At 71.6% G+C, this 11348-nt stretch carries 9 protein-coding genes; 3 read left to right on the plus strand and 6 right to left on the minus strand.

Annotated features, from left to right (window positions below; translation table 11 throughout):
* Positions 1–4: 4 nt before the first annotated feature.
* The 4 genes from AB0J46_RS23515 to AB0J46_RS23530 form a co-directional block, all read right to left on the minus strand.
* On the minus strand, positions 5–1081 hold the full coding sequence (locus tag AB0J46_RS23515; protein WP_364335345.1) for an AAA family ATPase: 1077 nt from the start codon (positions 1079–1081) through the stop codon (positions 5–7).
* Positions 1078–4590 (minus strand): DUF4132 domain-containing protein, encoded by a 3513-nt coding sequence (locus tag AB0J46_RS23520; RefSeq protein WP_364335347.1) that lies wholly within the window; start codon positions 4588–4590, stop codon positions 1078–1080. Before AB0J46_RS23520 ends, AB0J46_RS23515 begins: the two co-directional genes overlap by 4 nt.
* A 113-nt stretch (positions 4591–4703) precedes the next feature.
* A complete protein-coding gene (locus AB0J46_RS23525) occupies positions 4704–5627 on the minus strand; it encodes a right-handed parallel beta-helix repeat-containing protein (protein WP_364335349.1) in 924 nt (307 codons plus the stop codon).
* A 247-nt stretch (positions 5628–5874) separates the two neighbouring features.
* Positions 5875–6930, minus strand: a complete 1056-nt coding sequence (locus AB0J46_RS23530) for a nitrilase family protein (protein ID WP_364335351.1) — start codon at positions 6928–6930, stop codon at positions 5875–5877.
* Positions 6931–7026: 96 nt separating this feature from the next.
* On the opposite strand from AB0J46_RS23530, the gene AB0J46_RS23535 reads away from it, so the two are divergent.
* Complete coding sequence (locus AB0J46_RS23535) at positions 7027–7923, plus strand: LysR substrate-binding domain-containing protein (RefSeq protein WP_364335353.1); 897 nt, start codon at positions 7027–7029, stop codon at positions 7921–7923.
* 53 nt (positions 7924–7976) lie between these two features.
* On the opposite strand, the gene AB0J46_RS23540 is transcribed toward AB0J46_RS23535, so the two are convergent.
* Positions 7977–9230, minus strand: a complete 1254-nt coding sequence (locus AB0J46_RS23540; RefSeq protein WP_364335355.1) for a hypothetical protein — start codon at positions 9228–9230, stop codon at positions 7977–7979.
* A 183-nt stretch (positions 9231–9413) separates the two neighbouring features.
* Here AB0J46_RS23540 and AB0J46_RS23545 point away from each other — a divergent pair, with 183 nt between their 5' ends.
* Entirely contained in the window at positions 9414–10232 is an 819-nt protein-coding gene (locus AB0J46_RS23545; RefSeq protein ID WP_364335357.1) for an alpha/beta hydrolase, read from the plus strand.
* Between the two features lie 35 nt (positions 10233–10267).
* Here AB0J46_RS23545 and AB0J46_RS23550 read toward each other — a convergent pair whose 3' ends face one another.
* Positions 10268–10753 (minus strand): hypothetical protein, encoded by a 486-nt coding sequence (locus tag AB0J46_RS23550; protein WP_364335359.1) that lies wholly within the window; start codon positions 10751–10753, stop codon positions 10268–10270.
* 73 nt (positions 10754–10826) lie between these two features.
* On the opposite strand from AB0J46_RS23550, the gene AB0J46_RS23555 reads away from it, so the two are divergent.
* Entirely contained in the window at positions 10827–11315 is a 489-nt protein-coding gene (locus AB0J46_RS23555) for a GNAT family N-acetyltransferase (RefSeq protein WP_364335361.1), read from the plus strand.
* Positions 11316–11348 lie beyond the last annotated feature (33 nt).

Here is an 11348-nt window from a genome sequence, read left to right on the forward strand (position 1 = left end):
TCGGTCAGCCCGGCAGCAGGTGGCGGGCCTCGTACAGGGCCTGCCACTGGTCGCCGTGCCGCCTGCGCTCCAGGTACCTGCGGAGCTTGGCCAGGTCCTCCGGGTTGTCCTTGGCGGCCGTGCCGGCGAGGCAGGAGACCAGGTCGGCGGCGGTGCCCGGCTCGCGGCGCAGGAACCAGCCGCGCACCCCGACGGCATGGGCGACCGAGACGGCCTCCGCGGTGCTCATCACCCCCGACAGCCGGTCGGTGGCGTCGCCGCGCGCGGTGTGTCCCTGGCGCAGGTCGCGGAAGGTGGTGACCAGGACCTCCAGCACGTCGCGGCGCGGCGGCGCGGTGACGCCCGAGCGTTCGAGCAGCGCCCCCGCCTCCGCCTCCACCAACGCCAGCTCGGTGTCGAAGTCGGCGATCGGGAAGACGGTCTCGAAGTTGAAGCGGCGCCTGAGCGCGGCGCTCATCTCGTTGACTCCGCGGTCGCGGGTGTTGGCGGTGGCCAGGATCGTGAACCCCTCCTGGGCGAACACCATCGACTCGGGACCGCTCAGCTCCGGCACGGCGAGCACCCGGTCCGACAGCGGTGACAGCAGGCAGTCCTGCACCTCCAGCGGGCACCGGGTGATCTCCTCGAAGCGCACCACCTTGCCCTCGGCCATGCCGCGCAGCAGCGGCGCGGGCACCAGCGACCGGGTGGAGGGGCCCTCGGCGACCAGCAGCGCGTAGTTCCAGGAGTACTTGATCTGGTCTTCGGTGGTGGCCGCGCCGCCCTGGATGGTGAGCGTCGAGGTGCCGCTCACAGCCGCGGCGAGCAGCTCGGACAGCAGCGACTTCGCCGTGCCGGGCTCGCCGACCAGCATCAGCCCGCGGTTGGTCGCGAGCGTCACCAGGGACCGGTCGATCAGCGAGGGATCGCCCACGAACTTGCGGCTGATGCCCAGCTTCTCGTCCCCGAGGACGAACCGGCGGGCGGCCCGCAGGCTGAGCGCCCAGCCGGGCGGCCGGTCGTCGGTGTCGTGCTCCCGCAGCCTGGCCAGCTCCCCGGCGTGGCGGATCTCGGCCGGGGGCCGCTGGGCGTGTCCGTTCATCGGGTGATGTCCCTGAGCTCTCGGAGGATCTCGGAGGTGGTGATCGGATCGAGGCCGTCGAGCCCCAGCTCGACCAGGGTCTGCTCGTCGGCGAAGCCGGGGTGGCCGATCGGGATGCCCGGATCGAGGCCGATCGTGATGGTCCCGCCGGGCACGTCCCGCTCGATCCAGCCCTGCCAGCCGGCGTCCTGAGGCGCGCCGCGCCGCCAGCCACGCCGCTCCAGGCCGATCACCGCGCCGGTGGGTATCCTGGCGGCCTCGATCTCGGCCACCAGCGCCGGATCCAGCTCGTACGTCTCCCTGCCCAGCTGCGGGAACGGCTGCAGGATCTCGTAGTCGGCGAACACCTCACCCCATGCGGCCAGGTCCTCCCCCAGCTCCAGCGGGTGCGCCACGCCCACGAGGGCGTCTTCGGGCAGCGTCAGTGTGTCGTCCTCGACGTCGGCGAAGCTGCGGTCCTCGGCCACGCGCAGGGTGCCGGTGAGCCGGCCCGACGGGTCGTACAGGCCCCATACGAGCCGCCGGACGATGTGCCGGAGCAGCGGGTGGCCGACGAGCAGCCGGCCGAAGTCGCCGGCGCTCCAGCGACGCCGGTTCACCATGGCCTGCTCCAGGCGGTGGATGGCGTCCCCGGCCACCGAGCGCACGTCCTTCTTCAGCCCGGCGAAGCGCCGGTAGGCGGCGGTCGCGAGCTCCTGATCGTCGTTGGCGCCCGGCTTGGGCAGGTTCTTCAGCCGCTTGCCCGAGGCGTCGGCCACGTACGGCTTGAGCTGCTCGTCGAAGCCCACCACGAACCGCCTGCGGCCGTAGTCGAGGGTCAGGCTGCCGTCGGCGGACAGGCCGAGGTCGGGCACCAGCCGGTCGGCCAGCTCCTGCGGCTTCAGGCCGAGCTCGGCGGCGACCTCGTCCATCTTCTGCTTGGCCCGGTTCTTCAGCCCGCCGAACTTGACCTTCTCGGCGATGCCGTGCAGGTGCATCAGCGCCACCTCCGAGCCGATGGAGGCCAGCAGGTCCAGGCCGGTGACCGCGCGCGCGTGCCCGCCCTCGCCCGGCCAGGTCCTGATCAGCGGGGTCAGCCGCCGTACGGTCTCGTCGTCGCCGAGCAACGCCTGCGCGTCCATCACCCAGCTCTCCTTGGACGGGTAGCCAGCCGCCTGCCAGCACTGGAACAGCGCCCAGGCGAAGTCGGCGAGGCTGCGGCCGTCGCAGGCCTCCTTGACCACGGCCAGACCGGCGTACGGGTCGCCCGGTCTGGAGATCGCCAGCATCGTCATCACGTGGCGAACTGCCTCGGGAGGCAGCGCGCCCGCGTCGCCGCGCAGGTGGATCGGGGTCGTGATCGCGACCTCCGTCCACTCGGGCAGCACGGGCATCCTGGCGGGCAGCACGTCGAGCGGGTCGGCCACGAGCAGGTCGGCGATGGCGGCCTCGGCGGCGGGCCCGTACCCTGCGGCGGCCTCGGCCACGGTGTCGCGGTGGCCGCCCGCGACCAGCGCCGCCAGCGCCTGCTCGGCCCGGAGCCGGGCCACGCCGGGCCTGCCGAGAGCCGCCGGGACCAGCGCCCTGGCGGCCGCCGCGGGGTGACGGTTCAGCCAGGCCAGCGCGGTGGCGCGGACGGACTTCAGCCGGGCCAGCCAGTCGGCCATCAGCACGGCGACCTCCGGCGCCGCGAACGGCAGCAGCGACGCGGCGACCGAGCTGGGGCCGCGCCGGGCGCTGTCGACCACCATGGGCAGCGCCGCCGTCCCGAGCCTGGCCACCACCATCGGCATCCAGTCGCCCGCCCCCCACAGGTCGACAGGGCGCCACTTCCCGATCAGCGGCGCGGCCAGTTCCTCGGGCCCGGCGACGAACAGGGCGACCTCGTCGGACCAGTGGGCGCCCCGGCCCTCGGCGATCCCGCGGGCGATGTCCTTCCAGCTCCGGCGCCAGGACCGCCCCCAGGAACTCTCCGCCCGGGAGGAGCGCCAGTTGTCCTGCTCGCCCGGCGCCCACACGAGGGCCGGTTCGTCGGTGCACGCCAGGCCGTCGACCACGACCACTTTGCGCGCCTTGCGCGGGCGGGTCCAGGGCGGGCTGACCAGCACCTCGGGCAGCGCCTCCGGCGCGGCGGCGGCGACGGTACCGGCGGTCGCGACCCTGTCGAGACGCTCGGCGGCGGCGCCGTCGCCGAGGCTCGCGCGCACCTCGTCCACCAGGTCGGGACGGGCCGCCACATGGGTGCGCAGCAGCAGGTCGACGACCTTGCCGCCGGACTCGGCCAGCATCCGCATCGCGCGGCGGGGGAAGCGGGAGGCCGCGCGCAGGAAGGCCGGCTGGGTGTACTTCTGCTCGACGCGGTCGAGGATCGCCCCCATGGCCGTGTCGTACGGCAGGTCGGCGAGCACGTGCAGCAGCCGCTTACGGCTGTCCGCGCCGTAGGCGTGGTCCACCCAGACGGCCAGCAGCGGCACGGCCGCCTCGCCCATGCCGTCGACGACCGTGGCCGGCAGGGTGAAGGAGTCCCCTATGTAGCAGCCACGCACATGGTCCGCGATCAGCTCGGCGTGCTCCGGCGTGCTGATGGCGGCGATCAGGCGGAAGGCGAGAACCGGGAGGACCTGGCTCACCTCGGCGCAGTCGGCCGCGACCCACCCGGTCTGGGTGGGCGCCAGGTAGGAGGCGGCCACGCGGTGGTGGAGCCCGCCCGCGCGGCTCACCGCCAGCGCCGCGACGACCTCGGCGTACTCGTCGTCGGACGCGGCGGCCAGCACGGCGCGCACCCGGGCGTCGATCTGCTCGCCGGAGGCCCAGCCGTACCACCCGTCGGGGGCCTCGCCGTCGGCCAGCCGGCGGACCATCCAGGTGCCCCCGTCGTGGACGTAGTCCAGCGAGGCCAGCTCGGTCACGGCCACCGCCGCGAACACCGGGCCGCGTTCGGCCAGCCAGGTCTCGGGGAACAGGGACAACAGCTCGCGCTCGGCCCATGGCAGGGACGCGGCCATCGCCTTGGCGACCACCGCCGCGCCCAGCGGTGTGCCGGCGGGCTCCCCCGCCAGGTACGCCGCGCCCGCGGCCGCGAGCTCCGGATCCGGGCACTTCGCCACCGTGTCGGCCAGCATCTGCGCGCGGCTGCCCAGCTCGGCGGCCAGCTTCTGCGGCGCGCCCGGGTCCGGCCGCCGCTCCGGGGCCTTCGTTCCGCCCCGCCGGGGGTGCAGAGCGCGCAACCAGGCGGGCGGCAACGCCAGCCGGTCCTCGTCCTCGTCCTCGACGCCCCCGGCGGCCGCGGGCGAAGCCGCCTGCGGCGAGGCGGCCGTTCCGTCCTCCGCGTAGCCCTTGCGTAACTTCTCCGCCACCAGCTTGTCGGCGGCGGCAGTGGCGGCGGCGGCCGAGCCGAACGACTTGACCTGCGTCTGCCCGGCCGCGCCCAGCCGTCCGTACCGGATGTGCAGCTCCGCGCCGTCCTGGCGCACCTCCCAGAACTTGGCCGAACTTCCGCCGACGAACGTCAGCGTGCGCTCCACGCTCATGCCGATACCTCCACGCCGCATCCCGTCGTCCTCTTGATCGACAGCGGCGAGTATGGCGGGCGCGACCGACAAAGTCGCCTCTCGCGGCGCGGGCGGGAGTGTGTCCGCGAGGGTCAGTGGCAGGTCAGCGGGAGTGGCTGGGGACCGCAGGGACGGCCCTGGTTGCCGCCGCCGTCGATCGCTCCCGAGGGCGGCGTGATCCAGACGAAGTGGCCGGCGTCGTGCTTGCCCACGTTCCCCGTCAGAGTGATCGGGGAGCTGCTCCGGCCGATGTGGATGGCGCCACGTACGGGAAGGCCCGCCTCGTCGGTGAGCCCGCTGGGATCGTGGCCGTTTCCCCTGAACACGTTGTCGATGAACGACGACGTGGAGGAGGTGGAGTCCCTGACGTAGATGCCGGCGGTGCGGTTGCCGATGAACCGGTTGCGGGCGATGGTGGCGTCCATCAGGTAGCCGTACACGCCGATGGAGTTGTTCTTGAACGTGTTGTCCTCGACGAGCGTGCCCGGCGCCCAGCCGGCCCGTACCGCGATGTCGGCGTTCTTGAAGACGTTGTCGCGCAGCACGACGTTCCAGCTGTTGTTGTCCGCGCTGATCGGGGCGTTGTCGAAGACGTTGCCGGTGACGAGTCCGGCGTTGTTCTCGTTGAAGGACAGGCCGCCCGAGATCACTCTGCTCGACGTGAGCGTCGTGTAGGTGCTGCGGGCCGAGACGCGGTGCAGAGTGCAGCCGTCGATGGTCAGGCGGATCTGGCGGGCGTCCACGGCGTCCACGTCGCATCGGCGGGGGGAACCGCTGATGGAGAGCTCTGGCCAGGCGCCGCCGCGCAGCTTCACAGGGCCGCCGGTGATCGTCATGTCGCGAAGGGCGACAGTGATGTGGGGGGTGAGGGCGGCGTCGCCGACGCTGGTGGCGAACCCTTCGATCCGGCCGTCGCGGATGACGGTTCCGGTCCAGGCGGTCCCCTGGGAGCCGACCTGGACGCCGGTGCCGGCGCCCGCGCCCTGGAGGGTGTGCCCGGCCAGATCGATGGTCACGTTGTCGGCACCGACGATCAGCGCGTCACCGGGGCACGTTAGATCCCCGGTCAGGGTGACGCTCGCTGTCAGGACGCTCCCGCAGGTGACGGGGGCGCCTGCGGAGGCAGCGGCGACCCGGCGTTCGCTGGAATGGCGCGGTCATTACCGTTGTGGCCGCAACAGGACACGAGCCAGGCGCCGGTCGGCACCCCGTCCAAGCCCTGCCGGATCGGGCAGGTCACCGGCCTGGGGGGCGCCTTGATGGTCAGTGGCGCGGCAGACCGAGGGCATCGTCGCCGGTCTCGCCGCCGGGGGTGCGGAGGAGTGGCACCGGGTCGGTGGCGAAGCGGGCGGCGCGAGGCTCGCGTTCGTCCCCGAACCGGTGGGTGAGGATGCCGTAGAGTTCCGGGCGTCGTCCCTGGAGCCATCGGCGGCCGGTCGAGAGCGGCAGCAGGGTGAGGTCGAGGTCGGCGGTCACCATGTCGTCACCGGCCGCCCAGGTCTCGCCGAGGATGCGGCCGTAGGGGTCGATGATCATGGCGTTGCCGGTGCGGATCTCGCCGTCGTCCTCGCCGACGCCGTTGCTGAACAGGACGAACAGCCCGTTGTCATGAGCCCGGGCGGGCAACCAGCGCATCAGCCACTGGCGTCCGCTGGGGCCGCGCAGCTCGGCTTCGATCGCCTCCGGGGCGCTGTGCCGGTTCCGCCAGAGCTCCACGGGGATCGGGCGCATCCCGTGAGGGCTGCGCGAGGCGGTGCCGCCGGTCTGGTGGGGCGCCACCAGGATCGAGGCGCCCATCAGCGCGGTGGCGCGGACGTTCTCGACCAGGTTGTTGTCCCAGCAGATGAGGATGCCCATGCGGACGCCCCACGGGGTGTCGAAGACGGTGTAGGCGTCGCCGCTGCTGATCGCCGGGTGCTCGAAGGCGTGCAGCTTGCGATGACGGTGGACGGACCCGTCCGGGAGGCAGAGGGCATAGCTGTTGAACAGCCGCCCGTCCGGGTCGCTCTCCAAGAAGCCGACTCCCACGGCGACGCCGTGCTCGGCCGCCAGCGCGCGCACGGCGGTGACGGACGGGCCGTCCACCGGCTCGGCGAGCTCCCGCAGCCGCTCGGGGGTCTGACGGCGGAGATGCCAGTACCCCAGCAGGCACATCTCCGGAAAGGCGATGACCTGCACGCCGTCCGCGCTCGCCACGCGCACGTGGTGCTCGACCTGGGCCAGGTTGTAGGTCTTGTCATCGGGACGATGCTCGAACTGCACGGTCGCGCACCGCAACGCCGGCGTGGGGGTCTCGTCCGCCTCGTCGTTCTCTGCCATCGCGAACCTCCGGATCCTTGGGGTGGCTCACCAGCAGACCGCACGCGTGTCCCATTCGTCCAATGAATCTTTTTCGCTATTCGATAGAGTCAGGGAATGGATCTGGTTCTGCTTCGCGCCTTCCTCACGGTCGCCGAGCACGGTCACTACGGCCGCGCCGCGCGAACGCTGAACGTCACCCAGCCGACGCTCACGAAACAGATCCAGTCGCTGGAGGCGCAGGTGGGGGGCCGGCTGTTCGACCGCGGCCGGCACGGCGCCGTGCTGACCGACCTGGGCGCCGTCCTCCTCCCGGACGCGCAGGCTCTCCTGCGGCGGGCGGACGCGCTCACCCGGCGGATGGCGAGAATGGCCACCGGCGAGATCGGGAGGCTGGCGGTCGGCTTCGGGCTGTCGAGCATCGACCTGGCCCCTCGGATCGTCGCCGCCTTCCGGCGGCGCCACCCCGACGCGCACGTCACTTTGGACGACATGTCGTCACAGGCCCAGCTTGACCGGATCGACGCGGGCGATCTCGACGTCGGTTTCGTCCGGTTGCCGCTCGAAGGCGGATGGGGACGACTGCCACTGGCCGGCGACCGCCTCGCCCTCGCCTGGGCCGACCATGACGACCGGCCTCCGCACGACATCGGAGATCTCGCGCGATGGGCGGCCCGCCACGACTTCCTCCAGCTGGCGCAGGAGAGAGGGCCCGGACTGGTACGGCAGATCAACCACCTGTGCACCGCCGTCGCGGTCCGCCCTGCCGTCGTCCAGGAGGCGCAGGACCTGCAGACCGTCCTCGCGCTGGTGGCGGCCGGCGCGGGGGTCGCCTTCGTGCCGGCCAGCGCCCGCCGAATCGCGCCGTCCTCGGTCACGATCACGCCGATTCGCCATCCGGCGGCCGAATGGCAGATTGCCGTGGTGTGGAAGGACGGGCGGTCTGGCCCGTTGACGACCGGTTTCCTCGACCTCGTACGAGAACACGGTCTTCTGGAAGCCGGCGGCTCCTGAGCCGGCGCCTCGGTCGCGGCGCGCCCCCGCCAGTCACCCGCCTCGAGGAGACGTCAGGAGATGGTGAGCGTGCCGTCCGGGTTACGGGCGCACGTGACGATCACGCGGGGCGTCGCGGCGAGGGCGCCGGTCAGGCACTGGCCGAGGACCGTGTGGCCCGCGGCGTTGGGGTGCCACGACTCCTGACAGGTCTGGAAGTAGGTGACGCAGGTGTTCGCCGCCCGCTGGATACCGATCTTGTCCCAGCCGGACAGGCTGGTGATGAACGTGCCGGACGGCCCGTCCTGCACCCGGACCGGCGTCGCGAGCGCACCGGCCGGGCTGCCGGGGTTCTCGCAGAGCCTGGCCCCGTCGAAGGCCCGCTGGACGTCCAGCACGCGCAGGTCGGCCGCCGGGCGTTCGGCTGCCAGCGTGGTGAAGGCGTTCTTGACCAGTGAGCCGAGGTTCTGGGAGAACACGTGCCCGGGGGCGAGGCTCGCGCGGTGGATCGGGCACCCGGCGGCGTAGCGCTCGGCGCCGAGGGCGCGGAACTTGTCGCGGGTGTCGGTGCGGCCGTCCTCGTCGTAGTACTGCGGGGCGACGTCGGGCGGCAGCGGGTTGGTGTAGGTCTGCAGAATCACCTGGTGGATGCCGTCGGCGTCGATCTGGTCGAGGGTGTCCAGGATCTGACGCAGAGCCGCGGTGGTCTCGGCGGTGGCGGCGGCGACCTCGGCGTCGGTGGCCAGGTCCGAGGCGGTGCAGGGCCGCTGCGGCACCTCGCCCTTCAGGTAGGCCCAGAACTCCCACCAGCCCGTCCAGGCGTCGGCGATGAAGCGGTTGGCGCACAGCGTGGCCACGTCGCCGAAGGTGAACTGGGTGTTGTTGGAGCCGAGGCCGACGAGGACGACGTCGATGTCGTGCGTCCGGGCGACGGCGCGCAGCTGGTCGATTTGCGAGGCGACGGTGCGGCCCTCGGCCCGGGCGCTGGAGGGCGCGGCGATGTCGGCGGGCTGGGCGCCCGAGCACGCGAGGTTGAAACGCTGCTGGATGCCCGGGAGCGACGCCGCGAACACCGAGGCGTTCGCCGACCGGTGACAGAAGTAGGCGTTGCTGTTGGCCGCCGACCAGCCGGGGAAGGCCTGTGCCGTGCCGGAGGCGTCGACGACGGGCTGGTAGTTCCCCGCGCCCTCGCCGCTGATGAAGCTGTCGCCGAGCGCGACGGCGGCGGTGGGCAGAGCCGCCTGCGCCGGTCCGCTCCGCACGGCCTGGATGCCGGCCGCGCTCACCAGGAGCAGGACAATCGCGGCCGCACTCTGGAGGAGCCTCATGACCACCTCATTTCATACCAGACAAGTACGAAATACGACTGTGTGGATCACAACATGCGGCGCCCACAGCGTCAACATGCCGATGTGCGGGGAGGCCGGCGCGCACGCTTACCTGAGACGTAATTGTCGCCCTTACCTCTGGCTGAAAAACTCAGGACATCGCACGACATAAGGAGTCATGAGATGTTCTTCCAGACCACGGACGGCACCCGCCTCGCCTACGAGGACTACGGCCAGGGCAAGCCCATCGTCTTCGTCGCCAGCGTGATGCTCTCGGCGGACATGTGGGAGTATCAGATCCCGTACTTCGTCGAGCGCGGTCACCGTTGCGTCGCCCTTGACCGGCGGGCCCACGGCCGCTCGGACCGTCCCTCGACGGGCTACGACCTGGACACCGGCGCCGACGACCTGGCCGAGCTGATCGAGCTGCTCGACCTGCGCGACATCACCCTGGTCGGTCACTCCATGGGCGGCGCCGAGGTCGCCCGGTACCTGGCCCGCCACGGCGACGAGCGCGTCGCGCGGGTGGCGTTCGTCTCGGCGATGCTGCCGTTCCTGCTGCAGACCGACGACAACCCCGAGGGAGTGCCGGGCGCCGTGCTGGAGGCCTCGATGGCGGCCCTGGACGCCGATCGTCCCAAGTGGCTGGCCCAGCGGGCGCAGGCGTTCTTCGCCACGCACCTGGGCAACGAGATCTCCCCCGCGCAGGTGGAATTCACGCTGCGGCAGTGCCTTGAGGTCTCGCCGTGGGCGATCCGCCAGTACCAGCGGGCCGCCATGACCTTCGACCACCGGGCCTCGCTGGCCGAGATCGCCGTGCCCGCGCTGGTCGTGCACGGGGCCGCCGACGCCTCCATACCGGTGGCCGTCAGCGGGCGGCGCACCGCCAAGCTGGTTCCCCGGGCGACCTACCTGGAGTACCCGACCGGCGGGCACGGCCTGTTCGTCACCCACCGCGACCGGTTCAACGACGACCTGCACACCTTCATCAAGTCCACCTGACGACGTCCGTGGTCATGACCGCCATGGATCGGTGGTCACTCGACCACCCGGCCCGTCGCCTTCTTTCCGTCCATCCGTACGGCCAGGCAGTACACGGTTTTGTCACGAGGCCAGTCCTCCGGGCCCGGCCCGAGCCACGCCATCCCGATGTCATCCCTCTTCGACTTTTTGATGCGCATTCTGGGAAGGCATCCGTTCTGCGCGAGCCGCGTCATGTCGGCATCCGGATACGGCCCCTCCGGGAGGACGTACGTGGTGGCGAACTCGGCCGAGTGCGGCACGTGGCAGGGGACGACGGTCACCAGGTACGTCTGGGGAAGGGGTTCGATGCAGTCGCCGGGTCGTAGTTCGGTGGCGTAATACCGTTGCGTGCCAGGGACGGTGCTCTGCTGCAGTGGGGTCTGCGGGGCGGCGGCGGGTTCCGGCTGCGCGGACTTGGACGACTCAACCGGAACCGGGTCACCCGTGCAGCCGGTGAGCGAGATGGCTAAGCAGCATGCGATCAGTGATGTGCGAACCATGGCACAAGGGTGGCAGCATCAGAGCGCTTCGGAGGCTCTCCTGACGCCTCGGCGTCGCCGGTATATTGGCCGGATGCTGATCAGGGAAGCCACCGTGGACGACTGGTCGGCCATCTGGCCGTTCTTCCGCGAGATCGTCGCCGCCGGTGAGACCTTCACCTATCCGCTCGATCTCGGCCAGGACGAGGGGCGCGGCTGGTGGTTGCTGCCCGCCCCGAATCGTACGGTCGTCGCGGTCGACGACGACGGGACGATCCTCGGCACCGCGAAGATGAACAACAACCAGATGGGCAACGGCGCGCACGTCGCGAGCGCCAGCTACATGGTCGATCCAGCGCATTCCGGACGCGGTGTGGGCCGCGTGCTGTGCGAGTACACGATCGAGTGGGCCCGCACCTCGGGTTTCCGCTCGATGCAGTTCAACGCGGTCGTGGAGACCAACGAGACGGCGGTGCGGTTGTACCGGAAACTCGGGTTCGAGGTGCTCTGCACCGTGCCGGAGGGCTTCCGGAGCCCGGCGAAGGGCTACGTCGGACTGCACATCATGTACCGCGCCCTCTGACGACCTCCCGGAAGCGCACCGCGCGCCGGACCC

Source organism: Nonomuraea sp. NPDC049758 (genome assembly GCF_040674635.1).
In the GTDB taxonomy this organism is placed as follows: domain Bacteria; phylum Actinomycetota; class Actinomycetes; order Streptosporangiales; family Streptosporangiaceae; genus Nonomuraea.

What these genes read in the sequence shown, in the direction of transcription:
- AB0J46_RS23515 (WP_364335345.1), bottom strand. Translation starts at nt 1,081, where the DNA reads ATGAACGGACACGCCCAGCGGCCCCCGGCCGAGATCCGCCACGCCGGG.
- AB0J46_RS23520 (WP_364335347.1), bottom strand. Translation starts at nt 4,590, where the DNA reads ATGAGCGTGGAGCGCACGCTGACGTTCGTCGGCGGAAGTTCGGCCAAG.
- AB0J46_RS23530 (WP_364335351.1), bottom strand. Translation starts at nt 6,930, where the DNA reads ATGGCAGAGAACGACGAGGCGGACGAGACCCCCACGCCGGCGTTGCGG.
- AB0J46_RS23535 (WP_364335353.1), top strand. Translation starts at nt 7,027, where the DNA reads ATGGATCTGGTTCTGCTTCGCGCCTTCCTCACGGTCGCCGAGCACGGT.
- AB0J46_RS23540 (WP_364335355.1), bottom strand. Translation starts at nt 9,230, where the DNA reads ATGAGGCTCCTCCAGAGTGCGGCCGCGATTGTCCTGCTCCTGGTGAGC.
- AB0J46_RS23545 (WP_364335357.1), top strand. Translation starts at nt 9,414, where the DNA reads ATGTTCTTCCAGACCACGGACGGCACCCGCCTCGCCTACGAGGACTAC.
- AB0J46_RS23550 (WP_364335359.1), bottom strand. Translation starts at nt 10,753, where the DNA reads ATGGTTCGCACATCACTGATCGCATGCTGCTTAGCCATCTCGCTCACC.
- AB0J46_RS23555 (WP_364335361.1), top strand. Translation starts at nt 10,827, where the DNA reads ATGCTGATCAGGGAAGCCACCGTGGACGACTGGTCGGCCATCTGGCCG.